The following is a 25,311-nucleotide window of genomic DNA, read 5'->3' as shown; positions in this document are numbered from 1 at the left end:
GACTTTCGCATGGCACAGGTGTCGGTTGCCGGTCTCGGCAACATGGGACGTGGCATGGCCCGCCGCCTACTCGCCGAAGGACACCGGGTGACGGTGTGGAACCGGTCTGCAGAGGCAGTCGACGAACTCGTGGCGCTGGGTGCCGAACCCGCCGCTTCCGTTGTCGAACTCTTCGCCGCCGGACCGGTGTTGTCGTCGCTCGCCGATGACGCCGCCGTCGCCGCCGTCTTCGACGACACGGTGCTCACCGAAGTGGGGTCCCATGCCGTCCACGTGAGTATGTCGACGCTCTCGGTCGCGGCCGGGCGCGCTCTGGCCGAGCGGCATGCGGCTGCTGGAGTCGGCTATCTGGCGGTCCCCGTGCTGGGGCGTCCGGCGGTGGCCGAGGCAGGGCAGCTCAATCTGCTCGCGGCCGGGGACGGCGAGTCGATCGACAGCCTGGAAGCCGTGTTCTCGGCGATCGGCCGGCGGACCTGGCGGGTCGGCGACCAGCCGTGGCAGGCCAACGCGGTGAAGATCACCATGAACCTGCTGATCATTCACGCGCTGGAGGCGATGGCGGAAGGCTTCACGCTGGCCGAGCGGTACGGAATCGACGCCGACGATCTACGAGAGCTGATCGCGGGCACCCTGTTCCCGGGCCCGGTGTACCAGGGTTACGGCAGGTCCATGGCGGACCGCGACTACTTCCCGGCCGGCTTCCGCACCGCACTGGGCAGCAAGGACCTGGCCCTGGCCGCTGCCGCCGCCGATGCGGTGGGACTGCAACTGCCCTCGATGTCCGCACTGCAGGGAGTCTTCCGATCCGCGATCGATCAGGCCCTGACCGATCACGACTGGGCGTCGATCGCAGAAGTCGTGCGGAAAGCCTGACCTGCGGATCCGCCCAACACCATCCGACCCGAGGAGGGTTCCACCATGGCGCTCGTGCCCCTGGTGTCGAAAGAAGACGTCGACGCGACCGACCGTCCGCTGCTCGAAGCGGGCGAGGAGACGTTCGGCACTCTGCTGAACACATGGCTGGCCATCGCCCACTGTCCGGGCATGTTCTCGACCTACCTGCCGTTCATCCGCTCCGTCACCGGACCGGGCGAACTGGACACCCGTATCAAGGAACTCACCGCGGTCCACGTCTCGTTGCTGAACCACTGCCGGTACTCGGTGAGCCACCGCTGCTACTCGGCCTTGAACAAGGGCATCAGCGAGGCCGACCTGGAACGGCTCGCCACCGGCGACTTCGCGGCGTTCACCGACAGGGAGCGGCTGGCCCTGCGCTTCACCCGCGCCCTCACCCTCGACCTCCCGGAAACCACCCGTGGGCAGAGCGTGACCGGGGTCGACGGGGAGCTGCTGGCAGAGGTGCGGGACGCCTTCACCCCGCGGGAACTCGTCGAGCTCGTCATGTCCGTGGGCCTGTGGAACGCCCTGAGCCGATTCCACCGGGTCATGGACTTCGATCTCGACCTCGGAGAGCCGCCTGCCGCGGTGGACGCCGCCGTGACCGGTGTGTCACACACCCGGGACGTACTCGGTCACTGATGGTGCACACCGATGGCGTGCACCGGAGAACATCGACGCACCGAAGGGACGAGGACCGATGGCATCTCCCAAGGATCTCCCCGCACCAGAACACGGCCTTCTCCTCACCCATTTCCTGACGGTGAGTGATGTCGCCGTCTCGCGCCGGTTCTACGCCGACGTCTTCGACGGAGAGGTCGTGATGGAGGAGAACCCGGCGATCGTGAAGGTCGCCAACAGCTGGATCATCATGAACCCCGGCGGCGGGCCCACCCCCGACAAGCCGGACGTCACCCTGCAAGTGCCCCGCAGGGGCGATCCGGTGACCAGCTTTCTCAACGTACGCGTTGCCGACATGGCCGCGTTCCACGCGCACGCCGTCGCCCAAGGCGCCCGCTTTCTCACCGAACCCATCGACCGCACCTCCGAGCTGCGCTGCTATCTGCGCGACCCGGACGGCTATCTGATCGAGGTGGGTCAGTCCACCGGTCTGATCAAGGGAATCCAGGCCGACGCGGCCTCGAACTGAAGGGGTCCCATGCCTGCGGAACACACACTCGAAGCCAACGCCGCGTGGTCGGAGTTCGTCGTCACCAAGGACGACTGGGACGCCGCGGACCCGGACCTGTTGACGGGCATGTTCAGCCAGCTCGTACTCATCCGGACCTTCGAGGAATACCTGCTGGAGCTGGCCGCGGACGGACTCATCCACGGTCCCGTGCACTCCAGCATCGGTCAGGAGGGTGGGGCGGTCGGTGCCTGCTATGCCCTGACGTCCGAGGACACCGTCAACGGTTCACATCGAGGCCATCACCAGTTCCTCGCCAAGGTGCTCGCCCATCTCCACCCGAAGGGCATCGACCCGAGAAAGCCGTTCCCCGAGGATGTACGCACCGCACTCCTGCGCAGCCTGCGCGAGATCTGCGGACTGGACCAGGGCTTCAGCCACGGGCGGGGCGGCAGCATGCACCTCCAGTGGCACGAGGCCGGCGCCATCGGCACCAACGCCGTCGTCGGCGGTGGCGTACCCCTCGCGGCCGGATCCGCCTGCGCCCACAAGGCGGCCGGCACCCGGGCGGCGACCTTCACGTTCTTCGGCGACGGTGCGATCAACATCGGATCCACGCTGGAGACCCTCAATCTCGCGGCGGCCTGGTCGCTGCCCCTGTGCTTCTTCGTCGAGAACAACCTGTACGCCGTCTCCACCCATGTGTCCGAAGTGACCGCCGAACCACGGTTGTCGGGCCGGGGCCCGGGCTTCGGCATCCGGAGCTGGAAGGTCGACGGCATGGATCCGCTGGCCGTGTACCTGGTGACGCAGGAAGCACTCGCCCACATGCGAAGCGGTAAGGGCCCGACCATGATCGAGGCCGATGTGTACCGCTACTTCCACCAGAACGGCCCCTTCCCCGGTTCGGCGTTTCGCTATCGCACCAAGGAAGAAGAAGCGCGGTGGCGCTCTCGCGACCCGATCGACACCATCGTGGGCCATCTGACGCGCCGTCGGATCCTCAGCAAGAAGGCGGTCTCGGAGACACTCGCGCGGGCCAAGGCCCTGATGGCCGACCTCGGCGACGTTGTCCTGGAGCCACGGCCGGGCGGCAAGCAGGGAGAACGGCGCATCGTCCCCTCCGAGTGGCCCGATCCGGCCTTCGTCGACGACGGCATCCGGGGCGACCTGTCGGAACTCGCCGCGATCGAGTTCACCGACGCGGAGGACTTCGCCGACGAACTGACCGAGGTCAAGTTCATCGGCGCCGTCGCCGGCGTGATGAAGCGCCGTCTGGAGACCGATCCCCGCGTCCTGGTGATGGGCGAGGACGTGCACCGGCTCAACGGCGGTACCAACGGTGCCACCCGCGGTCTGAGCGAGGCGTTCCCCGACCGTGTGCTCGGTACGCCGATATCGGAGAACGCGTTCGCAGGCCTGGGTGGGGGACTGGCCATGGACGGCCGGTTCCGTCCGATCGTCGAGTTCATGTACGCGGACTTCATGTGGGTGGCGGCGGACCAGCTCTTCAACCAGATCGGCAAGGCGCGCCACATGTTCGGCGGCGACGGCAAGGTGCCGTTCGTCCTGCGCAGCAAGGTCGCCACCGGCACCGGCTATGGATCGCAGCACTCGATGGACCCCGCCGGCATCTTCGCCACGGCGCCCGGCTGGCGGATCGTGGCCCCGTCCACGCCGTTCGACTACGTCGGCCTGATGAACACGGCACTGGCCTGCGACGACCCGGTCCTGGTGCTGGAGCACGTGGACCTGTACAACTCCACGGGTCCTGGACTGGCGGAGAACCACGACCACTACCTGCCGGTCGGCAAGGCAGCCGTTCGTCGCGAGGGAGCGGCCCTGACGGTCATCACCTATCTGGCGATGACACCGGCGGTCCTCGACGCCGTCGAGCAGACGGGTGTGGACGCCGAGGTCATCGATCTGCGCTGGCTCGACCGGGCCGGCCTCGACTGGGAAACGATCACCCGGTCGGTGAGGAAGACCAACAACGTGCTGATCGCCGAGCAGGGCGCCCTCGGCACCTCCTACGGCGGCTGGCTCGCCGACGAGATCCAGCGCCGGCTGTTCGACTGGCTCGACGCCCCGATCGAGCGCGTGACCGGCCGTGAGGCGTCCCCGAGCATCAGCAAGGTCCTGGAGCGTGCCGCGTTCGCCTCCACGGAGGACGTCGTATCCAAGCTCCGTGACATGCAGGAGCAGGGCAATGGCTGAGATTCTGCGCATGCCCGAGGTCGCCGCCAACAGCACCGAGGCGATCCTGGAGTCCTGGAACGTCCCCGTGAACACCCCCTACGCGGCCGGGGATTCCCTCGTCACGGTGGAGACGGAGAAGGCCGCGGTCGATGTGGAGGCCGAGAGCGAGGGCGTACTGCTGCGCATCCTCGTGGACGCGGGCACGACCGTGGAGGTCGGCACGCCGATCGCCGTCTGGGGGACGTCGGACGAGCCCGCATCCCAAGTGGACGCCCTCATCGCTTCGTTGGGCGATGGACAGGCCCCGCCCGCTGCTCCAGCGACCACGTCCCCGTCGGCGCCGCCAGAGCCGCAACCGCCGGCCGGCCCGGCCGCCGACACGACCACCGAGCCCGAACGGGACGGCGGGGAACGTACCTTCGCCAGTCCTCTGGCGCGGCGGCTCGCCCGTGAGCTCGACATCGACCTGACCGCGGTGGTGGGGACCGGTCCGCACGGACGCATTCGGCGACGTGACATCGAGGCGGCTGCTGCGTCGGCGAGCGCCGGGAACGTCGTGTCGACGAACGTTAGGACGAAGGACCAGGAGGCCGAACTTCCGGCGTCGGGGGCGGGTTTCGTGGATGTGCCCAACACACGGATGCGCAACGCCATCGCCCGACGGCTGACGGAGAGCAAGCGGAACACGCCGCACTTCTACCTGCGCGCCGGCGCGCGCGTGGACGCCCTGCTTCAGCTGCGTCAGCGGATCAACACCGGCCAGGACGTGAAGGTGTCGATCAACGACCTGCTGGTCAAGGCGATCGCGTCCGCGCACGCAAGCGTGCCCGAGATGAACGTGCAGTGGAACGACACCTCGATCCGGCACTTCTCGGGCGTGGACATCGCGGTGGCCGTCGCCACCGATGCCGGTCTGGTCACCCCCGTGGTCCGCGGCGTCGACTCCCTGTCCATGACAGGTGTCGCCATGGCGACGAAGGACCTGATCAACCGCGCGAAGGAGCGCCGCCTCCGCCAGGACGAGCTGGAGGGCGGCACGATCACGATCACCAACCTCGGCATGTACGGCACCGAGGACTTCGCGGCGATCATCAACCCGCCCCAGGCGGCCATCCTCGCCGTCGGTGCAGCGCGGCAGGAAGCGGTCGTGGAGGAAGGCGCGGTCACGGTCGCGACCATGCTGCGCCTGACCCTGGCCGTCGACCACCGAAGCGTGGACGGGGCCGTCGCCGCCCAGTGGTTGAAGGCTTTTGTCGACGTGCTCGAAAACCCGCTCCGCATCCTGTTGTGAGCTCCGGAGAACGCCATCCGTCAAGTGGCGCACAAAGCAGGGTCGTTGTGTGCAGCCGGGCGACGCCTGCTCAGTTTGATCATCCGCGGCTGCCCGATCGGCAGAGGGACTTGTGATGGCGATTCCGACGTTTGGTCCGAACGCGGTCGACTGGGAGACCAGGATCGACCTCGACCGGCTGCGCGAAGAGCGGCTGGCCCGTCTTCGCGCGTCCCTGGAGCAGTCGGACCTCGGCGCCGTCCTGGCCTTCGACTTCGCCAACATCCGCTACATGACCTCGACCCACATCGGCACCTGGGCCGTCGACAAGATGATCCGCTTCTCGCTGCTGGTCAGGGGAGGCGAGCCGATCGTCTGGGACTTCGGTTCGGCCGCCCGGCACCATCAGTTGTACAACCCGTGGCTGGATTACTCCCGGGCCCACTCGGACGGTGATCCGCACGCGGCCCACCATGGAGCCGATGCGCGCAACCCGAGCGGAGCCCGCGCCGGCATCTCGACCCTGCGCGGTGCCATCAACCCCCTGGTCGGAATGGGCGACTTGGTGGCCGACAAGATCAGGCAGGAACTCGAACTGTACGGACTGCTCGACGAGCCGCTGGGCGTCGATGTCATCGAGCTGCCGGTCCTGGCGGCCCTGCAGCACGCGGGCATCACGGTGGTCGACGGCCAGCAGGTGTTCCTGGAGGCCCGGCGCATCAAGACGCGCGACGAGATCCTGCTGCTCACCCAGGCGTGCTCGATGGTCGACGCGGCCTACGAGAACCTCTACGAGTTCCTGCGGCCCGGCGTGCGCGAGAACGAGTGCGTGGGCGTGGTGGCCAAGACGCTCTACGACCTCGGGTCGGAGTTCGTCGAAGGCGTCAACGCGATCTCCGGAGAGCGGTGCGCACCGCACCCCCATGTGTTCTCGGACCGCATCGTGCGCCCCGGGGACCCGGCGTTCTTCGACATCCTGCACAGCTACAACGGCTATCGCACGTGCTACTACCGCACGTTCGCCGTCGGCAGCGCCTCCTCCGCCCAACGCGACGCCTACACGCGGTGCCGGGAGTACATGGACGAGGCGATCAGTCTCGTACGACCCGGAGCGACGACCGCCGACATCGTGTCGGTGTGGCCGACGGCGCAGGAGTTCGGCTTCGCCGACGAGGAAGCGGCCTTCGCGCTGCAGTACGGCCACGGTGTCGGACTGTCGATCTGGGAGAAGCCGGTGTTCTCCCGACTGGTCTCCCTCGAACACCCGGAGGTCATCGAGGAAGGCATGGTGTTCGCGCTGGAGACCTACTGGCCGTCCAAGGACGGCTGGGGAGCGGCCCGGATCGAGGAGGAACTCGTGGTCACCGCCGACGGGTGCGAGGTGATCACCAAGTTTCCCGCGGAGGACCTCCTGGTCGCCGGGCAGCGCTATTTCACTGTCTCGGGACCGCTGCCGGCCGAGCGTGACTCGCAGTCCCACCTGAACACCTCGTCCCTGCGGTCGACGACCTGACGAGCGTGTCGAACCCCGCAGTGAGCCTGGTCCGGACGGCCCGCCATGTCACAACTGACTCTCCTGCCGTGTCTATCTCGTGAGGACCCGCCAACGGGCCCAGGAGTGCCATGGACGGAGAGTGGACTGTGATGCACCGACACGGGAGCGGCAAGGTTCAGGTGTTCCGGATCACCGGCGCCCGGACCGCGCTCGCGGAGGATGTACGCGGACGGCAGCGGCGGTATGTGATGGCGATGGCCGTCCGCACCCTCGCGGTGGTTCTCGCGATCGTGCTGTGGGACGTGGAGCGGTATGTCGCCGCGGCGGCGCTGGTGCTGGGCCTGTTGCTCCCGTACGTCGCCGTGGTGATCGCGAACGCGGGCCGGGAGCAGCCGCCCTCCCTGCCTGCGACGACCGTGGTCGCACCGTGGGATGCGGTGGTACCGGCCGCCCTGCCGGCGGGCACTTCCGCGGGACCGGCAGGCCGAGACGCGTCGGCCTTCCGTGAGGGCCGCGAACCGGGTCACGCCGCGCAGTAGGGCGTGTGCGCGGCGAGCAGGTGGGTGAGGTCCTCGAGGTCTCCGGTGCCGGCCGCGGTCCGGAACGCGACGACGAGGCGACGGTGCGACTCGGGGGAAACCGGCCGCACGCGGCCGCTCGTCAGACGGCCCTGCGCGCGCGAGACCAGGACCCGTGCGTTCGGCCCGCTGACCCGAAGCAGCCGCGCGAGCTCGGCGTAGGCGTAGCCGAAGGCCTTGCGCAGCACATAGGCGGCAAGGCCGTCCGGTGTCAGCCGCGACATGAGCAGGGCCAGAGCGTCCTCGATCGCCGCTGTCTGCTCGGCACGCAGTGAGGGATCCTGGGCGGCCCGGTCGTCGCGGTTGACCAGATGCGGCTCGGTCGGTGTCTCGTGGCGGTGTCGTGCGGACTGGACGACGTTGAGCGCGAGATGGGTCGTGGTCGTGGTGAGGTAGGCGGCCGGACTCTCGACCTTCGGGCGGTACGTGAGCTGCCAGCGCAGCCACACCTCCTGGAGCACGTCCTCGGCTCCCGCGACGTCTTGGAGGATCTGGTAGGCGATACGGAACAGCCGCCGCCGCTCGGCCAGATAGATGTCGAGGGCGTGGTCCAGGTCGTCATCGGTCGAGGACGGGCTTGCGACCGGGTGTTCGGTCGGTGTCGTGGCCTCCAGGGTTGGCGCGGACATCGGGCACTCCTTGTCGGTGGGCGGCGCCCCTTGAGGGCGATGGCTCCACCTTCGGATCGCGGCACTGCTCACCGCGCCCTTGGTGTCCGTGGTCGAGTCCGTGGGGACCCCGGGGGGCCACGGGGGCGCCCGGGGGGTCCACGGGGGTGTGCAGAGGGAGGGACGCCCCGGAGGGCCCCCGCAGCGGGGGCCGGCCCCGGGAGAAGAGGTGCCCGCGCCGGTCTTCAGCCGGCGTTCACGGTGCCGGCGCTTCCGGCGCCTGCGAGAGCGTCCGGCAACGAGCGACGTGAGGTGATCCCGAGCTTCGCGTACACCTTGCGCAAATGCCATTCCACGGTGTGCGGGCTGATGAACAGTTCCGCACCGATCTGCGCGTTCGTCATGCCCTCGGCGGCGAGCGTCGCGACCTGGGTCTCCTGGGGGGTGAGGGTGCTCGCGGGCGTGGCACTGCGCGTCCGGACGTGCTCGCCGGTGGCGATCAGTTCGCGGCGGGCCCGCTCGGCGAACGCGTGGGCCGGCATCGCGGCGAACATCTCGTGAGCCGTACGAAGGTGTTCGCGCGCCAGAGCGCGGTGGCGTCCGCGGCGCAGCCACTCGCCGTACAGCAGATGGCTGCGGGCGACCTCCACGGCGACACCGCCGCGGCCGAACTCCTCGATCGCGGTCCGGTACAACCGGTCGGCCTCGTCACCGTCGGTGAGCAGAGCCTGGCTGCGGGCGCTCGCGCCGCGGGCCCAGCCGGAATCGGCGGCTCGGGTCAGTTCGACGAGCCGGGCCAGTGAGGCGCGGGCCTGGTCGAGCTCGCCGCACCGGGCCGCGGCCTCGACGTGCTCGACGAGCGACAGGCCCGTGAAGTTGAACCCGTCGTGCTCGACGCCGGTGCGAGCGGCCACCATGGCCTCCTCGTAGCGGGCCAGGCCGTTGAACAGCACACCCTGGATGTAGCCCATGGCGCCCAGCAGGCCCGCCTCGCCCCGTTGCACGGCCCTCTTCGTGGCCTCTTCGATGAGGGCGGCCGCCACATCCGCCTCGCCCCGCCACGCGGCCAGGACGAGCGCCGCGTACTTGTGCGGGGCGTGGCCGGTCGCGGCGGCGATCGCGTCGGCCTCCTCGATCATCCGGTCCGCCTTGGCGAAGTCGCCGTAGTGGATGTGCACCCCGCCGGCGTAGATCAGCGCGGGCGGCAGCGTGCCGAGCGCCCCGATGTCGCGGGCCAGGCGCACCGCGCGACTCGACAGCGTGTCCCATGCGTGCAGGTCCCAGGCGTAGTGAATGAACGCTTCGAGCGCGACCGGAGCCAGCAGGAGCCACCGCACTGTCGCCTCGCGGGTGCCGAGCTCCTCGCGCGCGAGCGGCTCCAACGCGTCGCGCAGGGCCGGGACACCGGTCTCGTTGCCGTCGGTGAGGAGCGCCGCCACACCGTCCAGCAACAGGTCCGCGGCCAGGGAACCGGACGAGGGCGCACCGGATCCCCGGGCCGCGATCGCGGCGGCGCGGGCGCCCGTCGGGCCGTGCACCCGGCCCGCGAAGATGGTCGCGCTGATCGCTTCCAGGTACGTCTCCCGCGCCAGTGGGGATCCGGCCGCAGTGAACTGTGCGGCGGCTTCCAGGAGCAGGGGCGCCGCCTCGTCGCTGCGGCTGCGGGCGAAGAGGAGCCTGGCCCGCAGGCGCGCCAGGCGGGCGCGGTCCAGGGCGGTGAGGGGATACATCTCCGCCACGGCCGCCAGCTCCGAGGCGCGGTCGGGTGCGGCGGCCGAGAAGTGGGCCTCGGCCGCCGCAAGAGCCCGGCGGCCACGCGGCCAGGGGTCCGGCGTCACCTCGGTCGCGCGCTCCAGCAGTACCGCTTCGGCCGCGATGCCGCCGCGCCGACGCGCACGGTCGGCGGCCTGCTCCAGCCCCGCGGCCACGTCCTCGTCCGGCCCGTCGGCCGCCTGGGCGGCGTGCCAGGCGCGCCGGTCGGGGTCGAGGACCGGGTCCGTGGCCTCGGCCAGCGCCCGGTGCACCGCCCGGCGCTCCTCGGGCTCGGCTCCGTGGTAGACCGCCGACCGCACCAGCGGGTGCCGGAACCGTACGGACTCACCGAACTCGATCAGCCCGGCCGCCTTGGCCGGTGCGGCATCGGGCGTGACCTTGAGCGAGGCCGCCGCGCGGACCAGCAGACGCGCGTCGCCGACCGGCTCCGCCGCGGCGATCAGCAGCAGGGTCCGGGTCACCTCCGGCAGCGACACGAGCCGGCCGGCGAAGTCCTGTTCGACCCGGCTCGCGACCGGCCCCTGGACGCCCGGCGAACTCGACGCGTCCATGCCGTACGCCAGTTCGGCGGCGCTGCGGCCGCGGGAGAACTCGAGCAGCGCCAGCGGGTTGCCGTGCATCTCGGCCACGAACCGGTCCCGGACCCGCTGCTCCAGCCGGCCGCCGACGGTGGCCTCGAGGAGCTCACCGGCTGCCGCGCTGTCGAGACCGCCGATCCGCAGCTCCGGCAGACCGCCGAGCGCGGCCTGCCCCTCGGGGTCGCGTACCGCGAACACCATCGCGACCGCCTCCGCGAGCAGCCGCCGGGCCACGAACTCCAGGGTCTGCAGGGACACCTGGTCCAGCCACTGCGCGTCGTCGACGAGGACGAGCAGCGGCCGGGGCTCGGAGGCCCGGGTGAGCAGGGAGAGCACGGCGAGGCCGACCAGGAAACGGTCGGGCGGGTCCCCGGCCGCCATGCCGAACGCCACGCGCAGGGCGTCGCGTTGGGGCCCCGGGAGCTCTTCCAGCTCGTCCAGGAACGGCGCACACAGCTGGTGCAGGCTCGCGTAGGGCAGCTCCATGTCGGCCTCGATGCCGCGCGCCCGGGTCACGTTCAGCCCGGATGCCTGCGCGGCCACGTACTCCAGAAGCACCGACTTCCCGATGCCGGCCTCGCCGCGGAGCGCCAGGACCCGCGATGCGCCCTCGCGCAGGCCGACCAGCAGATCGTCGAGCGCCGCGCACTCGCGTTGCCGGCCGACCAGATCGGGAAGCGGGCTGGCGATCATGCGACGCGGCTCCTTGGCGGGATCCGGGGAGGAAAAAGCGTCCCTCGACGGTGTCGGAACGAGCCTTGCAACGATACCCAGCACACCCCGCCCGCGCTGTCCGGGAACGGTGGCGCACTCCACGCCGAAAAATCCCCGAAGACTGTCACAAACAGAGCCGCTGTCCGGTCGACCACTGCCCATGATCTCGTCGGTCCGCTGTCACAGGAGGTTCCATGTCGTCGCTCGGACACCAGGTGGCCACGTCCGTCCTCGTGGTGGGAACGGGTGGGTCGGGCCTGCGAGCGGCCATCGAGGTCGCCGAGGCCGGTGTCGCGGTCATCGCGGTGGCCAGACACACGGCCGACGGCGTCCACACGGCCGTGCCAGCCGGCGGTTTCGACGAGGCACCCGCTGCCGCCCACGCCCACGGCACATGGGAGCGGCACGCGGCCGACACCCTGCTGGAGGGCCGCCTGCTGGCCGACCCGCGCACCGCGGAGATCGTGGCCCGCCATGCCGCACAGGGATTCCACGACGTCGTGCGCTACGGCAGGCATGTCGACGGCCGGAGCGGCACCGCGTCGGCCGGCTCCACCGGTGTGGAGGTGCAGCGAGCGCTCCGCGCACGCGCGAAGCACCTCGCCATTCCCGTCCTGCCGAACCTTTACGTCACCCGGCTGCTGGTCGACGACGGCACGGTGTTCGGTGCCTACGGATTCGATCTCGTCGACGGCTCGCGCTGTCTCGTGCACGCCGACTCCGTGATCCTCGCGACCGGCGGACACACCCGCATCTGGCGGCACACCTCCTCTCGTCGCCACGAGAACACCGGCGACTCCTTCCGCCTCGCCGTCGAGGCCGGTGCCCGGGTGTGCGACCCCGAGCTGGTGCAGTTCCACCCCTTCGGCCTGATCAAGCCGGAGAACGCGGCCGGCATGCTGGTGAGCGAGGCGGCGCACCGTGAGGGCGGGGTGCTGCTCAACAACCTCGGCGAGCGGTTCATGACGCGCTACGACGCCGAACAGCCGGACCTCCCCAGTCGCGACAGAGCGGCGCTCGCGTCGTACACCGAGATCAAGGAGGGCCGCGGCAGTCAGGCAGGCGGCGTATGGCTCGACCTGTCCCACCTGCCGCCCGAGACGATCCTGACGCGGCTGCCGCGCGTGCACCAGACCCTGCTGAACGTGCAGATGCTCGACATCACTCAAGACCCCGTCGAGGTCGTGCCAACGGCCCAGTACAGCCTGGGCGGTGTCCGCGTCCGGCCCGAGGACCACGGCACCGACGTCAACGGGCTCTTCGTGATCGGGGAGGCGGCGAGCGGTCTGCACGGCGCGAGCCGTCTGGAGGCGAACTCGCTGCTGGAGCTGCTTGTCCACGGCCGTCTCGCCGGTCGTGCCGCAGCGGAGTACTCGGCCGGGCTCACCGCTCAGCGACGGTCGCCCGCGGCGGTCCGTGCCGCGGAGGGGGAGGTGAACGGGCTTCTGTCCGCCGACGGCGGCCAGAGCGTCCATGGGCTGCAGCGGTCGGTGCGTCATCTGATGACGGAGTACGCCGGTGTCGTCCGGGACGAGGCCGGGCTCACAGCCGGGCTGCGCGAACTCGACGAGATCGAGGCCCGCATGGCGGACGCGAGCGTGCACGTCGACATCGGCGGTTTCCAGGAACTCGCGTACGCCTACGACCTCAGGGCCGGCGTCCTCGCCGCCCGCGCGACGCTGGCATGCGCGCTGGAGCGACGGGAGTCGCGCGGCTGCCACAACCGGTCCGATCACCCCGGTGTCGACCCGGACCTGACGGTGAACCTGGTGTGGTCCCCGTCGACCGGGGTGCGTCGCGAACCCGTGCCGCCCATTCCCACCGACATCGCCGAGTTGATGAACGAGGCGGCAGCCGACGAACGGCAGCGCGAGTAGGGGCCGTTGGCGCATCGTCACCGCCCGCCCTTGATCCCCGGCGGGCCGGTCGTACGATCGGGCGCAGGACCTGCCCGGCACCCGAGCGAGGATGACACATGGCCTTGGAAGCAGATGAGTTCGCCATCTCCGGCGATCAAGAACTGCTCCACGAGGAGTTGTACCGGTCGGCGCTCGACAGTGCCCGACTGGCCCGCTCCCTGGCGCCGGTCACCGAGGAGCAGCGAGCTCTCGCCGGTGACCTGGTCCGCAGGCTCGTCGACGACGGACTGCTGCGCACCGGGGTGCCGCGCTCGGTGGGCGGTGCGATGGCATCGCCCTCGGTGATGCTGCGCTGCGCGGAGACGATCGCACGAGGTGACGCCTCCGCCGGCTGGTGCGTGTCCATCGCGATGACGTCGAGTCTCCTGGGCGCCTATCTGCCGTCGAAGGGCACCGAGGAGGTGTTCGGCGACCCGCGGTCCGTCGCTTCGGGCGTGTGGGCGCCCACCGCCCGGGCCCGGACCGTGCAGGGCGGTGTCAACGTGTCGGGCCGCTGGGCGTTCTGCAGTGGCATCTCCCACGCCGACTGGTTGTTCGCGGGGTGCCTGCTGGACCCCGGCGAGGAGCAGCCGGGTTCGCCCGTCATGCGGGTGGTCGCGCTCCCCAAGGAAGAGCTGGAGATTCTCGACACCTGGCACACGGGCGGCCTGCGCGGCACGGCCAGTCACGACGCCGTCGCAGACGAGGTGTTCGTGCCCGGCCACCGCGTCCTGTCGCTCGTCCAGGGGCCCCCGGCCGACGCCGAACCGCTCCACCGGTTCCCCGCCATCGCCTTCTTCGCCCTGTCGGTCGCTGCCGCCGCGCTCGGCAACGCCCGCGGAGCCATCGACGACCTGACTGCACTGGCAGGGGACAAGAACGCCCGTGGATCGAGCCGCGGCCTGGCCGAGCGGTCCGCCGCACAGATCGCCGTGGCCCAGGCGGAAGCATCCCTGCGGGCCGCCCGCCTGCTGTACTACCAAGCGGTCGAGGACGCCTGGCAGGCTGCGCAGTCGCGCGAACCGGTGCCGCAGCACCTGCGGGTCGGACTGCGTCTGGCCGGGACGCACGCGGCACGCGTCGCCACGGAGGTGACCGACGCGATGTACGAACTTGGCGGCGGCGCGGCCGTCTACGAGACCTCCCCCCTCCAACGCCGGTTCCGAGACGCACACACCATGACGGCACACATCCAGCTGAAGCCGAGCATGTACAAGGCCGCGGGGGCCTACCTGCTCGGGCAGCCGGTACCGGACCAGGACCTGTGACGCGCCCAGCGGTGCACCGCACCGGAGGCCGGCTCCTCACCGCCCTTGCACGGCCCACAGCGACGAGGTGACCGCTCCCCGGAGGGTCTTGGCGTGGAGGGATTCCATGCCGAGGTGGAGGGCGGTGGCGCAGTGGGCGTAGGCGGCCTCGATGGGGAGGTAGTAGACGAGGTTGAAGTACTCGTGCGCGGCGCGCAGGCGTGCGTAGTCGTAGCCGGTGGCGCGAAGCCAGACGGTCCCCGCGTGGTGGTAGTAGAGGCTGAAGGCGACCATGCGGTCGTCCGCGTACGCGGCGAGGACGGTGCCGGTGTCGGCCATGCCGGCGGCCTGGTCGCGCAGCAGGCCGGCCATGGCGGCCGGGTCCGCCGAGTGGCCGTGGCGTTCCTGGAGTTGGGCGAGCAGCGCCCCGGCGGTGCCGGCGCACTCGGAGAGGCGGAGGGTGCGCAGTTCGTACCCGGCTTCGGCGAAGGCGCGGCGTTCGCGGCGGATGCTGACGCGTCGCTTGGACGGCAGACCGGCGAGATAGTCGTCGAAGGTGCTGCCGGGCAGCGGGATACGGGCGTCCTGCGACAGCCGTACGGGCCGGGTGCCGCAGGCCGCCGCGAGTTCGGCGGCCTCCGTGTCGGTGACGTAGAGCCACCACGGCTGTGCGGCCCGGGCGGAGGCGAGGGATCCGGCCGCGGTGACGAGGTGACTCAGTGCCTCGCGGCGGCGGGCGGGGGCGAGGCGGGGGTGGAGGAGAGGGGCGTTGAGGTAGCCGCGGCGGGCTCCCGCGAGCAGGGTCCTGGCCGGGGTGCGGCCGGGGACGATCTCGTGCACGCGGTAGAGGGAGTTGGGCTCGGTGTCCACCACGTACAGCGGTACGGCGGCGATGAGGTGGCCGCCGTCGTGGACCACGGCGTAGTGCACCTCAGCGGTGGGGTCCTGCTGCTGGGCGGCGAGCCACTGGTGGGAGAGGTACAGGCCGGCAGGGGAGGCGAGGGCGTCCCACTCGGCGGCGGGGATGTCCAGGATGTCGTCGACGAGGGTGAGGATCACGGCGCAGGCTCCTCCGGGCCGTAGGTGTCGGGGCGGGCAGGTGCTGCGAGGGCGCGGGTCAGGAGGGCTGCCGTCAGGCTGAGGACCGCCAGGAGCAGCCAAGGGAGAAGGGGTTCCCGGCCCAGGAGTGAGGTGAGGACGACGGGTGCCGCCGCGCCGCCGACGGACCAGGAGAGTTGGAAGGCGGCCTGGTGACGGCCGCCTGCCTGGGCGGGGGCCAGGGTGACGGAGAGTTCGTTCAGCGCGGGGGAGTTGAGGATCTCCGAAAGGGTGAAGAGCAGCATGGCCGTCACCAGGAGGGTGGCCGCGATCCAGGTCGGCGCGCGATGCCAGGCCAGGGGAGCGGCGAACAGGGCGAAGGAGAAGGCCGCGACGAGGAAGCCGGCCGCGATCGCTCGCTGCGGGCGATGACGGGCCGAGCGGCGGGTGAGGGCCGGAGTGAGAGTGGCGACCGCGGCCGTGTTGACGACCAGGAGGGCGCCGGGGAGCCAGGTGCCCGCGCGCAGGATGTCGGTGACGTATACGGCGAGCAGGACCGGAGGCACCATCTGCGCGAGGACGAACGCGAGGTTGGCCGCGACCAGTAGAAGGTAGCGGCCGTCGCGGAGAACGGACGCCCAGCTCGACCGCCGGACCGGCGTGGCGGCGTCCTTCGGTGGGCCGGGTACATCCGGTGGGCTGGGACTTCTGGCGGGTTTCCAGGTACTTCTGGCGGGTTTCCAGGTGAGGAACAGCACCGCCGCGCACAGGAACGTGCCCGCGTTCGCGGCGATGAAGACGTGCAGGCTTCCGGGGCCGAACAGGGCCAGCGCCACGGCGGACACAGCGGCTCCCGCGCCGATGCCGACGTTGCGCAGGGAGGAGATGAACCCGAACCACAGGCGTTCCTCACCGGGCGCGGCGGCCAGCGGCACCAGCATGCGGGCGGCCGTCCAGTACAGATTGATCCCGGCCTGTACGACGAGGTAGGCGAGGCTGATCTGCCACGCGGAGCGGATCACGAGGAACAGGGTGAACCCCGCGGCGCAGACGAGGTTCGCGGTGGCCACGACCGCTTTCGGTCCGTGGCGGTCCAGCAGGATCGCGCCGAGCGCGGGGGCGGGCAGCGCGAGGAGGTTTCCGAGGGTGAGCGCCGCACCGATGTCGGCGAGGGGGAGGCGGGTGGTGTGGGCGAGGTAGACGACGGTGAAGGCGAACAGGAGCCCGGTGCCGAGGCTGTCCACCGCGTGCGCGGCGACGAAGCGGCCGGCTCCGGTGAGGTCGGGCAGACCGGCCCTGGTGCGCAGGTCGCGGGGAGGGGCGGGGGCCTGCCGGGCACCGTGCCGGTCGCTGCCCGGCAGACCTCGGACGATGCGACGGCGTGTCGACCGTCGGCCGGCGGGGAGGCTCACCGGTCCGTGGGGGTCAGGAGGCGGCGGATCTTGTCGAGCATGGAGGGTGCCATGAAGCCGGTCTGCGCGCTCAGTTCGGTCAGGTCCTTCACCGCGCGCCGCTCGTCGCCCGGTTCCACGGTGAAGGTGAGGATCCCTCCGTGGTCGTGGCCGTCGATGACCAGGTCGTGGCAGGTGACGAGGTCGATGCGGCTGCGGAGTTCGGTGAGCAAGCCGGGGGTGGGGTTGGCGGTGAGGCACTCGATCGCGAAGCGTTCGGCGGGGGCTTCGGTCCGGGTCGGCCAGGTGCCGGCGAGGATGTCGAGGAGCGCGGCGAAGGTGTTGAGTCCGCCGGCGGCGATGGACAGGGTGGTGGCGCCGCCGATACGGGGGTTGATCTCCAGGACGTGGTAGACGCCGTCGGCGTGGATCATGTCGACGTTGACGGACCCCTCGACGCCGAGCGCCGCGCACAGCCGGACCAGGCGCTGCGCGGTGGCCCGGAAGTCGTCGCGCGGGGCCGGGGAGACGTGACGCAGGTCGTCGAAGGTGAACCTGGGAGGGCCTCCGGCGGTGCCCGTCCAGATGAGCGGCTGGACGGTGTAGTGGCCGCCGGCACCGACGATGTCGACGGAGCAGAGCCGTCCGGCGACGCACTTCTCCAGGACGGCATGTGCCGCGGGCGGGTCGGCCAGGTAGGCGTTCAGGGCGTCCGGGTCCGGGATGAAGCGGATGCCCATGCTGGTGGAGTCCCACAGCGGCTTGGCCAGGAGGGGGAAGCCGATGTCCCGGGCGGCGAGACGGACGGCGTCGGGGTAGGCCGGGACGGGCAGCGCACGGTCGTTGAGGAGGTCGCTGTCGACCAGGACGGCGGGCGGGGTGGTCAGGCCGTGTGCGGTCAGGGCGCGCTTGGTCTCCCACTTGTCGCACAGGACGCGGGTGGCGGCGAGGGGAGTCATGATCGTGCGGATGCCGAGTGCTTCGAGCCTGGTCTTGACGACGGCGTCGCGCAGGGCGTTCTCGTCCGGCAGGGAGATGGACACGGCGGCGTCGGCTCCCCACGCGCGCACGCGGTCCACGAACTCGTCGGGGGTCGCGGCCGGGTCGAGCCGCTCGCTCGTCCCCGGGAAGAGATCGGGTCCGCAGTCGTCACGATGGGTGTGGAACAGGCGGGCCTGCGCTCCGAGTTCGGCCAGGGCGGGGGAGATGCCGTGGATGTAGGGGTCGGCCCGCCTGATGTCCGCGGACCTGAGGAAGGCGATGCGCTGCATGTCAGCTCACCTCGATGCGGGTGTGGGCGAGTACGCGGTCGGCGTCGGCGTTGACCTGGGCGGGTGTGGGGGCGGTCAGCAGCAGATGGCCGACGCGGGCGGAGTTGTCGCGGGCACTGCCCACCAGGTCGCCGGGTGCGCTGGAGATGTGCCGGTCGACGAGACCGGCGTGTGCGCCACGCACGGTCACCCCTTGGAAGGTGCCGGCACGCGGCGGGGTGAGGAACCGGATCGCGCACGCTCCCTCCCGCGGGGCGGGGACGTCCGGCTTCTCGTCGAGGACGGCCTGCAGATAGGCGCGGGCTTCGTCGATGCCCGAGGCACGGCGCACGACCTCCACGAGATGGTCTCCGGGCAGACGGGCACCCACCTCGATGACGACGGGGCCCGCCTCGGGCGACACCTTGAGTTCGGTGTGGGCGACGCCGTTGCGGATGCCGAGTGCCCCCAGGGCCAGTTCGGTGGCCGCGCGCAGGTCGTGAAGGTCGGCGGGCGGCAGAGCGGCGGGACAGGTGTGACCGATCTCGGCCCGGTGAGCGCCCTCGGTGGTGTGCTTCTCGACCAAGGGCAGATGGAAGCAGTCGCCGCGCCGGACCACCGTGTCGAGGCTGAACTCCGGCCCGGAGACGTACTCCTGGATGACGACACGCGGGTCCATGCGCAGTCCGTGCGGGGCGGCGATCGGCCAGGACCGGGCATGTCGTACGGCCGCGTCGAGGTCCGCCGGGCCTTCGACCACGCTGACGCCCCAGGAGCCGCCCTGCTCGGCCGGTTTGACGACCACCGGGAACTTGATGCCGGCGCGGTCGAGGGCACGCGCCGCCTGCTCCGGGTCGTGGACGACGACCGTGCGCGGCGCCGGGACCCCGCCTGCGGAGAAGGCCTTGGCCATCTCCGCCTTGTTGCGGCATGCCCGGGCGCGTTGCGGGTCGTTGCCGGGCAGGCCCAGGCGGCGGGCGAGGTGGGCGACGAGTGGGGTGAAGAACTCCCAGCAGCCGGCCACCGCGTCGATCCCGGTGGCCTCGGCGAAGGCGGCCATGTCCGTCAACGCCCGGTCGGGATCGGTGAGATCGGTGAACACCGTGCCGTGGATCTGCTCGCGCAGGGCGGCCGGGTAGCTCTCGTAGACGTCCTCGTGCGTGGCGACGAAGACGTGCGCCCCGAGCCGGCGGGCGGCATCCAGCACGTAGGGGCCCGAGTTTGCGAGTGCTTCGATCAGCAGGATCTTCTTCACGCAGCGCAGTAGACCGCACCCGCCGGGACGGGGCCATGAACGTAACCACCAGACCAGGGCGGCGATTCGGCGATCAGGCTTGTAGGAAGCTCCAATCACCGGCCGCGGCCGGGATCGTAGGGGCATGGCCTTTGCGGAAGCGACCGCTCCGGTGAAGTTCGGGTCATCGCACAGCAGGTGGTGCCCGGAACAGTGCGAGGTTTCGTGGGTATCGGGCCTGGGGTCCTGGCACCGGTCGCGGATTGACTCTCGGACGACCCAACCGGCACAAGAGTTTCGAGAGGGGAACCATCGCGTGACCGGCCACCACGCCGCACAGCTGATCGAGTACATCCGGCAGGGCGTCATCCCGCCGTACAACTACTCCTACCCGTCACGGTCCACCTACCGTCCGCTGGACGGCCGTTGGACCATCGAGGACGCCTGGAACCAGGACCTGGACATCCACCAGGTGCCCGAGCTCAACCTGTATCTGCACGTGCCGTTCTGCCGCTACAAGTGCGGCTTCTGCAACCTGTACACCGTCATCAGCGAGGACGGGGACGTCTACACGGCCTACGTGGACGCGCTGTGCACCCAGTTGCGCGATCACGCCGACATCATCCGGGCCCGGAGGCTGCGCACCGTCTACATCGGCGGCGGCACCCCGAGCCTGCTGTCCCTGCGCCACTTCGAGCAGCTGTTCAGCACGCTGGACGAGGTGTATCCCAACTGGCGCTCGACCGTGGAGGAAGTGGCGATCGAGGCCACACCGGACTCGATCGTCAACGAACCCACCACCCTCGAGGGCCTGTTGGGCTTCGGCCTGACCCGGGCCAACATCGGGATCCAGTCGCTCGTGCCGAAGGAGATCCGCGAGGCAGGGCGCGGCCAGGCGGGCGAACACGTCATCCGCAAGGCCATCGAGATCGTGCAGGACATGGGCCTGCCGGATCTGTCGACCGACCTCATCATGGGCTTCGCCGGCCAGACCGACGAGACCTGGCGCACGTCCGTCGACGAACTCGCCGCACTCGGCCCGTCCACGATCAGCACCTACTTCCTGACCGTGCGCCCGGACGCCTGGTTCTCCCGGACCGGCGCCTACCAGTACGCCCAGTCCCCGAACCTGTACGAGCGCTACGACTACGCCCGCCAGGTCTTCACCGACCACGGCTACGTCCAGGAGGGCTCCGTCCGCTACAAGAAGCTCGGCCGCGGCGGATACAGGCAGAAGGTGCTCACCTTCCACGGTGTGCCGCTGCTCGGACTCGGCGTCGGCGCCCGCTCCTACACCGGCGTCCTCGACTACATGGTGGGCTCCGTCAAACCGTCGATGGCCGAGGTCGCCGACTACATCAGCAAGGCGAACGCCCACCAACTGCAGCCCGTCAGCGGCTTCGTCCTCGACCCCGAGGAGATCATCCGCAAGCGTCTCGTCCTGGACACCTTCGACCTGGACCTCGCCGAGCTGGACCGCTTCGGCTACCAGGACAAGGCCCATCTGTTCGAGCCGATCCTGAACGCCGCAGAGGAGACCGGACTCCTGCGCCGCCTCGGCCGCCGGGTCCAGCTCACCGCGACCGGGTTCAAGTACCGCGACATCCTGTCCTGGATGTTCTTCTCCGACACCGTCGTGCGTCTCGACCGCGAGTACTACGAGGCCCTGCATGCCGGGAACCGGCGCGCCCGCAAGCACATGGGCACACCGATCGGCATCTCCGGCATCCGCACCGCGCGAGCGTCCTCGTGACCGACCTGCTCATCGCGGCGGGTGGCGGCGGTGACCCGATCGGTACCGCCCTCGTCCACGCGGGCCGTCGCGCCGCAGCCGACGCCGTCGTACTCACCTACGGCTGGGAGCGCCCGAGCGTGGATCCCCTGCCCGGCCCCCTCGCCGGACACGACTTCACCGGCCTCGAACACGGCACCCTGCCGGTGCCGGTCATCACCACCGACACGCAGCCGGTCGCGCCCCGTGGCTCCACCCTGCCCCGGCTCGCCGGTCACCTGCCGGCGAAGCTCGCGCTGCTCGACCCCCACAAGGGCGTCGAAGACCTCGCCGGTCAGATCGAGCGCACCGCCCACGCCCTCGGCACCGACCACATCAGCGTGGTGGACATGGGCGGCGACATCCTGGCCCACGGCGACGAACCCACGCTCGCCAGCCCCCTGCTCGACGCGCTCGTCCTCGCGGCCTGCCATCTGGCGAACGTCGACACCACCGTCCACGTCGCCGGGCCGGGCCTGGACGGGGAGATACCCGAGACCACGCTGCTGCCCCGCCTCACCGGCAACGGCGCCGCTCTCGGTCCGGCCCTCCCACCCTGGACGGCGGACGTCCTGCGCTGGCATCCCTCGGAAGCCAGCACCCTGCTCGCCGCAGCCGTCACCGGGCTGCGCGGCCCCTGCCTCACCAGATCCGGACCACTCCCACTCACCGACCACAGCAGCCGGGTCTGGAACCTGCCCCTCGCCAAGGCCCTGGACCACAACCCCCTGGCCCAGGGCCTGGCGGAATCCTGCCCCGACTCCCTGGCGGGCGCGCGGGACATCAGCCTCAAGCTGTACGGCTTCGACGAGGTCGAGCGCGAACACCGCCAGTCCCGACGACGCCCCACCACACGCGCCCGCATCGACGCCGCCACCTTCCTCGACGAACTCGACACCTGGCTCCACGCCCAACGCGCCACCAACCACACCACCCACTACGCGACCGTACGCTGCGTCGTGGAATCCCTGGGCTACGACTGGAGGTTGACCGAGCAGGTGCGCGCTGCGCTGGCCCGACACCGCCCCGAAGTGGACGCGTTCCCACTGGTGGCGCTGGCAGACTGACGGATCTGCAGGGGGAACGGGGACGGTGCCTGAGAAGAGGGCCGCCCCGCCCGGCCGCCATGCACCACTGACGCCCCCGGCCCTGGCCTGCGGCGGCCCTGAGGACCAGCACCGTAGAAACCTCTGGCTCGAGTGGTAGGCCTACGGACACCGGTCCAAGAGCCCCACCTGGGACATACGCTCACGAGCGCGACCTCTGGTCGGATCGATGAGGGTGTTTTCGGCCCCGTCACGCCGGATACGCATGCGTCTGCGTAGCCTTCACCGTCGCCCACACCGTAGCCCCGGCGCGCAGGTCGAGTTCGGCCGCGGCGATTGTGGTGAGGTCGGCGGTCAGGGGGAGGTCGCCGGTGAGGGCGACGCGGATCTGGTCGCTGTGGGTCTCCATGCCGGCGACCTCGCAGCGCCAGAGGTTGCGGGCGCTGGCGCCGGTGGGCCGGGCGCGATGGACGGTGACCGCGCTCGGCGGGAAGGCGACGAAGACCGGACCGGTGAGGTCCTCCTCGGTCGTGATCCCGGCGCCCCCGTCGAGCCGGACGGTGTGCCCTTCGGCCTCACCCCGGTAGAGGTTCAGCCCGACCAGGTGCGCGATGTAGTCCGTGCGCGGATGGCGCGCGATGTGCGCCGGGGTGCCCTCCTGGACGATGTGACCGTCCTCGATGACGACCAGGTGGTCGGCCAGGACCATCGCGTCGAGTGGATCGTGCGTGACAAGGACCGCGACCGCCTCGAAGTCGGCCAGGTGGCGGCGGAGTTGGGCGCGGATGTCGAGGCGGGTGCGGGCGTCGAGGGCCGCGAGGGGTTCGTCGAGGAGCAGCAGCCGGGGGTTGGTGGCCAGGGCGCGGGCGAGGGCGACTCGCTGGGCCTGGCCGCCGGACAGCCGGCGGGGCTTGGCCCCGGCGTGGGCGGCGAGGCCCATGCGCTCCAGCCATACGGCGGCCTGGGCGCGGGCCTGTGCCTTCGTGGCACCGTGGCAGCGCGGCCCGAAGGCCACGTTGTCGAGCGCGGTGAGGTGAGGGAAGAGCAGGTAGTCCTGGAAGACGACACCGACAGGCCGGGACTCGGGCGGCGTACGGTCCAACTGCGCGCCGTCCAGGCGGAGATGGCCGCCGGAGAGCGGGACGAGACCGGCGAGGGCACGCAGTGCGGTCGTCTTGCCCGCGCCGTTGGGTCCGAGGAGGGCGACCACGTCCCCGGGCGCCGCGGTGAGCGCGACATCGAGCCGGAAGGAGCCACGCTCGACCACGAGCCGCGAGTCGAGCCCGTCACCGGTAGGCGTGGCGAGGTCGACGGCGTTCTTCTCGGTGTGGGTCATGAGGCGGTCATCCGGTGTCGGTCATGAGGCGGTCATCCAGCGGTCGCGCAATCCTGCCAGTACGGCGATCGACACGGCGAGCAGGACCAGGCTGAGGGCGATCGCCGATTCGGGGTCGTTCTGGAGGGCGAGGTACACGGCGAGGGGCATGGTCTGGGTACGGCCCGGGAAATTGCCGGCGAAGGTGATGGTCGCCCCGAACTCGCCGAGCGCCCGCGCCCACGCCAGGACGGCCCCGGCAGCGATGCCTGGCGCGATCAGCGGCAGCGTGACCCGGCGGAACGCGGTGAAGCGGGACGCACCGAGCGTCGTGGCCGCCTCCTCGTAGCGCGGGTCGGCGGCCCGCAGGGTGCCCTCCACACTGATCACGAGGAACGGCATCGCCACGAAGGCCTCGGCGACCACGACCCCCGCCGTGGTGAACGGCAGGGTGATCCCGAACCACGCGTCCAACGACTTCCCGACGACCCCGTTGCGGCCGAGCGCCATCAGCAGCGCCACACCGCCCACCACGGGCGGCAGCACGAGCGGCAGGGTGACCAGGGCCCGTACGAGACCACGCCCCGGGAACTCGACCCGGGCCAGCAGCCAGGCCAGCGGCACCCCCAGCACCAGGCACACCGCGGTCGCCGCCGTCGCGCACACGAGGGACAACCGGAGCGCCTGCCACACCTCGGAGCTGGTCAGCAGATCCGGCATGCTGCGCCACGGGGCCCTGATCAGCAGGGCGACGAGCGGCAGGACCAGGAACGCCAGGGCGAGCAGCGCGGGCAGCAGGAGGGGCAGCGGGGCGCCCCCGCGGACGCCCCTGGGGGCGCGGCGGGGCCGCGGACCACCGGTCAGGGTGTCCGCGGCCTCGGCCCGGTCCTTGAGGGGAGCATTCACGGCTTGAGGAAACCGGCCTCGTTGAGGACCTTCTGGCCCGCGTCGGACTGTACGAATGCGATGAACGCCTTGGCCGCCTCGGCGTTGGGGGCGTTCTTGAGAAGGGCGATCGGATAGTCGTTGATGGCGTCGGCCGACTCGGGGAAGTCCACGCCCTCGACCTTGTCACCCGCGGCCTTCACGTCGGTCTTGTAGACGACGGCCGCGTCGGCCTCCTTCAGCACCACCTTGTTGAGAGCCGCCTTGACGTCCTCCTCGTAGGAGACCGGGGTCAGCTTCAGCTTGCTGGCGTCCAGGGCCTTCTGGGCGGCGGCGCCGCAGGGCACCGTCTTGTCGCACAACACGACCTTGAGGTCCTTGTTCGTGAGGGCCTTCAGAGAGGAGACCTTGTCCGGGTTGCCGGGCAGGGTGGCGATCTCCAGCTGGTTGCGGACGAAGGTGGCCGGCGCGGTGGCGTTGTCCTTCTTGTCCGTCACGATCTTCATCGTCTTCGGGCTGGCGGAGGCGAAGACGTCGGCCGGGGCGCCGCCGGTGATCTGCGCGGCCAGGGTGTCGCTGCCGCCGAAGCTGAAGGTGACGTGCGTACCCGGGTGGGCCTTCTCGAACTGTTTGCCCAGGGTCGTGAAGCTCTCCTTGAGCGAGGCCGCCGCGAACACGGTCACCGTGCCCGACAGCTTCGGCGACGACGCCGACGAGGCGGAGGAGCCGGACTTCGTGGAGCCGGAGTCCGAATCGGAGGAGGAGCAGGCGCTCAGAGTCAGCAACGCGACGGCACCCACACCGGTCACCTGCAGCATCCGGCGGGTCCGGCGCGCTGAACGGGTCATCACAGATCCACTCCCTCAAGGTCCTGACGCATGTGCTGATGATACTTCCGCAGATGCGAGGTGAAAGTCATCTGTCACATCGCATGAGCCGCATCATGTGCCTATGAGCATGGCATGTGCGTTCGTACGGGGCCGAGCGCACGGTCA

General features: G+C 70.6%; 20 protein-coding genes. 11 read left to right on the top strand and 9 right to left on the bottom strand.

Translation table 11 applies throughout. The annotated features are described in order from the left end of the window. Positions 1 to 9: 9 nt before the first annotated feature. The 7 genes from MQN93_RS17715 to MQN93_RS17685 all read left to right on the top strand — a co-directional run bounded on the left by MQN93_RS17715 (position 10) and on the right by MQN93_RS17685 (position 7,529). Positions 10 to 873 carry an NAD(P)-dependent oxidoreductase gene (locus MQN93_RS17715; RefSeq protein ID WP_242710226.1) on the top strand — a complete coding sequence of 288 codons (864 nt, stop codon included), beginning with the start codon at positions 10 to 12 and terminating at the stop codon, positions 871 to 873. Between the two features lie 45 nt (positions 874 to 918). Beyond that, on the top strand, positions 919 to 1,539 hold the full coding sequence (locus MQN93_RS17710) for a carboxymuconolactone decarboxylase family protein (RefSeq protein ID WP_242710225.1): 621 nt from the start codon (positions 919 to 921) through the stop codon (positions 1,537 to 1,539). Between the two features lie 58 nt (positions 1,540 to 1,597). Beyond that, entirely contained in the window at positions 1,598 to 2,047 is a 450-nt protein-coding gene (locus tag MQN93_RS17705) for a VOC family protein (RefSeq protein ID WP_242710224.1), read from the top strand. 9 nt (positions 2,048 to 2,056) lie between these two features. Next, a complete protein-coding gene (locus MQN93_RS17700) occupies positions 2,057 to 4,243 on the top strand; it encodes an alpha-ketoacid dehydrogenase subunit alpha/beta (RefSeq protein ID WP_242710223.1) in 2,187 nt (728 codons plus the stop codon). Further along, on the top strand, positions 4,236 to 5,516 hold the full coding sequence (locus tag MQN93_RS17695) for a dihydrolipoamide acetyltransferase family protein (RefSeq protein ID WP_242710222.1): 1,281 nt from the start codon (positions 4,236 to 4,238) through the stop codon (positions 5,514 to 5,516). The genes MQN93_RS17700 and MQN93_RS17695 overlap by 8 nt, the downstream gene beginning before the upstream one ends. 115 nt (positions 5,517 to 5,631) lie before the next feature. Further along, positions 5,632 to 7,008, top strand: a complete 1,377-nt coding sequence (locus tag MQN93_RS17690; RefSeq protein ID WP_242710221.1) for a M24 family metallopeptidase — start codon at positions 5,632 to 5,634, stop codon at positions 7,006 to 7,008. A 131-nt stretch (positions 7,009 to 7,139) separates the two neighbouring features. Next, positions 7,140 to 7,529: a DUF3099 domain-containing protein gene (locus MQN93_RS17685; protein ID WP_308404339.1), complete on the top strand. Its 390-nt coding sequence runs from the start codon at positions 7,140 to 7,142 to the stop codon at positions 7,527 to 7,529. Here MQN93_RS17685 and MQN93_RS17680 read toward each other — a convergent pair. After that, the gene (locus MQN93_RS17680) at positions 7,514 to 8,197 is read right to left on the bottom strand and encodes a sigma factor (RefSeq protein WP_016430272.1); all 684 of its coding nucleotides are present in this window, start codon (positions 8,195 to 8,197) and stop codon (positions 7,514 to 7,516) included. The two genes, MQN93_RS17685 and MQN93_RS17680, sit on opposite strands and share 16 nt — an antisense overlap. 224 nt (positions 8,198 to 8,421) lie before the next feature. Continuing rightward, positions 8,422 to 11,220 (bottom strand): helix-turn-helix transcriptional regulator, encoded by a 2,799-nt coding sequence (locus tag MQN93_RS17675; protein ID WP_242710219.1) that lies wholly within the window; start codon positions 11,218 to 11,220, stop codon positions 8,422 to 8,424. Positions 11,221 to 11,435: 215 nt separating this feature from the next. Here MQN93_RS17675 and MQN93_RS17670 point away from each other — a divergent pair, with 215 nt between their 5' ends. Continuing rightward, a complete protein-coding gene (locus MQN93_RS17670; protein WP_242710218.1) occupies positions 11,436 to 13,118 on the top strand; it encodes an FAD-binding protein in 1,683 nt (560 codons plus the stop codon). Between the two features lie 98 nt (positions 13,119 to 13,216). After that, positions 13,217 to 14,407, top strand: coding sequence for an acyl-CoA dehydrogenase family protein (locus tag MQN93_RS17665; protein WP_242710217.1), 1,191 nt, complete (start codon positions 13,217 to 13,219; stop codon positions 14,405 to 14,407). A 36-nt stretch (positions 14,408 to 14,443) separates the two neighbouring features. On the opposite strand, the gene MQN93_RS17660 is transcribed toward MQN93_RS17665, so the two are convergent. From MQN93_RS17660 to MQN93_RS17645, 4 genes are read right to left on the bottom strand one after another with little or no spacing between them, the layout of a single operon-like run. Beyond that, the gene (locus MQN93_RS17660; RefSeq protein WP_242710216.1) at positions 14,444 to 15,445 is read right to left on the bottom strand and encodes a GNAT family N-acetyltransferase; all 1,002 of its coding nucleotides are present in this window, start codon (positions 15,443 to 15,445) and stop codon (positions 14,444 to 14,446) included. After that, positions 15,442 to 16,836 carry an MFS transporter gene (locus MQN93_RS17655; RefSeq protein ID WP_242710215.1) on the bottom strand — a complete coding sequence of 465 codons (1,395 nt, stop codon included), beginning with the start codon at positions 16,834 to 16,836 and terminating at the stop codon, positions 15,442 to 15,444. The genes MQN93_RS17660 and MQN93_RS17655 overlap by 4 nt, the downstream gene beginning before the upstream one ends. Further along, positions 16,833 to 18,086: an ATP-grasp domain-containing protein gene (locus MQN93_RS17650; protein WP_242710214.1), complete on the bottom strand. Its 1,254-nt coding sequence runs from the start codon at positions 18,084 to 18,086 to the stop codon at positions 16,833 to 16,835. The genes MQN93_RS17655 and MQN93_RS17650 overlap by 4 nt, the downstream gene beginning before the upstream one ends. A gap of 1 nt (position 18,087) precedes the next feature. Next, entirely contained in the window at positions 18,088 to 19,320 is a 1,233-nt protein-coding gene (locus MQN93_RS17645) for an ATP-grasp domain-containing protein (protein ID WP_242710213.1), read from the bottom strand. Between the two features lie 295 nt (positions 19,321 to 19,615). On the opposite strand from MQN93_RS17645, the gene MQN93_RS17640 reads away from it, so the two are divergent. Beyond that, positions 19,616 to 21,052 carry a coproporphyrinogen-III oxidase family protein gene (locus MQN93_RS17640; protein ID WP_242710212.1) on the top strand — a complete coding sequence of 479 codons (1,437 nt, stop codon included), beginning with the start codon at positions 19,616 to 19,618 and terminating at the stop codon, positions 21,050 to 21,052. Further along, entirely contained in the window at positions 21,049 to 22,137 is a 1,089-nt protein-coding gene (locus MQN93_RS17635) for a DUF1152 domain-containing protein (protein WP_242710211.1), read from the top strand. Before MQN93_RS17640 ends, MQN93_RS17635 begins: the two co-directional genes overlap by 4 nt. Positions 22,138 to 22,366: 229 nt before the next feature. Here MQN93_RS17635 and MQN93_RS17630 read toward each other — a convergent pair whose 3' ends face one another. Genes MQN93_RS17630 through modA form a run of 3 tightly spaced genes read right to left on the bottom strand, consistent with a single transcriptional unit; the run spans position 22,367 to position 25,164 of the window. After that, the gene (locus tag MQN93_RS17630; RefSeq protein ID WP_242710210.1) at positions 22,367 to 23,452 is read right to left on the bottom strand and encodes an ABC transporter ATP-binding protein; all 1,086 of its coding nucleotides are present in this window, start codon (positions 23,450 to 23,452) and stop codon (positions 22,367 to 22,369) included. Between the two features lie 21 nt (positions 23,453 to 23,473). Further along, a complete protein-coding gene (gene modB, locus MQN93_RS17625) occupies positions 23,474 to 24,337 on the bottom strand; it encodes a molybdate ABC transporter permease subunit (RefSeq protein WP_242710209.1) in 864 nt (287 codons plus the stop codon). Continuing rightward, the gene (gene modA, locus MQN93_RS17620; protein WP_016430260.1) at positions 24,334 to 25,164 is read right to left on the bottom strand and encodes a molybdate ABC transporter substrate-binding protein; all 831 of its coding nucleotides are present in this window, start codon (positions 25,162 to 25,164) and stop codon (positions 24,334 to 24,336) included. Before modA ends, modB begins: the two co-directional genes overlap by 4 nt. Positions 25,165 to 25,311 lie beyond the last annotated feature (147 nt).

The organism is Streptomyces spinosisporus (assembly GCF_022698145.1).
In the GTDB taxonomy this organism is placed as follows: Bacteria; Actinomycetota; Actinomycetes; order Streptomycetales; family Streptomycetaceae; genus Streptomyces; species Streptomyces spinosisporus.
The sequence above is the reverse complement of the archived record's forward strand: the minus strand, read 5'-3'. Positions and strand labels throughout refer to the sequence as shown.

Bases quoted from the DNA above. Each gene is read 5' to 3' on its own strand.
- MQN93_RS17715 (WP_242710226.1), top strand. From the start codon at position 10: ATGGCACAGGTGTCGGTTGCCGGTCTCGGCAACATGGGACGTGGCATG.
- MQN93_RS17710 (WP_242710225.1), top strand. From the start codon at position 919: ATGGCGCTCGTGCCCCTGGTGTCGAAAGAAGACGTCGACGCGACCGAC.
- MQN93_RS17705 (WP_242710224.1), top strand. From the start codon at position 1,598: ATGGCATCTCCCAAGGATCTCCCCGCACCAGAACACGGCCTTCTCCTC.
- MQN93_RS17700 (WP_242710223.1), top strand. From the start codon at position 2,057: ATGCCTGCGGAACACACACTCGAAGCCAACGCCGCGTGGTCGGAGTTC.
- MQN93_RS17695 (WP_242710222.1), top strand. From the start codon at position 4,236: ATGGCTGAGATTCTGCGCATGCCCGAGGTCGCCGCCAACAGCACCGAG.
- MQN93_RS17690 (WP_242710221.1), top strand. From the start codon at position 5,632: ATGGCGATTCCGACGTTTGGTCCGAACGCGGTCGACTGGGAGACCAGG.
- MQN93_RS17685 (WP_308404339.1), top strand. From the start codon at position 7,140: ATGCACCGACACGGGAGCGGCAAGGTTCAGGTGTTCCGGATCACCGGC.
- MQN93_RS17680 (WP_016430272.1), bottom strand. From the start codon at position 8,197: ATGTCCGCGCCAACCCTGGAGGCCACGACACCGACCGAACACCCGGTC.
- MQN93_RS17675 (WP_242710219.1), bottom strand. From the start codon at position 11,220: ATGATCGCCAGCCCGCTTCCCGATCTGGTCGGCCGGCAACGCGAGTGC.
- MQN93_RS17670 (WP_242710218.1), top strand. From the start codon at position 11,436: ATGTCGTCGCTCGGACACCAGGTGGCCACGTCCGTCCTCGTGGTGGGA.
- MQN93_RS17665 (WP_242710217.1), top strand. From the start codon at position 13,217: ATGGCCTTGGAAGCAGATGAGTTCGCCATCTCCGGCGATCAAGAACTG.
- MQN93_RS17650 (WP_242710214.1), bottom strand. From the start codon at position 18,086: ATGCAGCGCATCGCCTTCCTCAGGTCCGCGGACATCAGGCGGGCCGAC.
- MQN93_RS17630 (WP_242710210.1), bottom strand. From the start codon at position 23,452: ATGACCCACACCGAGAAGAACGCCGTCGACCTCGCCACGCCTACCGGT.
- modA (WP_016430260.1), bottom strand. From the start codon at position 25,164: ATGACCCGTTCAGCGCGCCGGACCCGCCGGATGCTGCAGGTGACCGGT.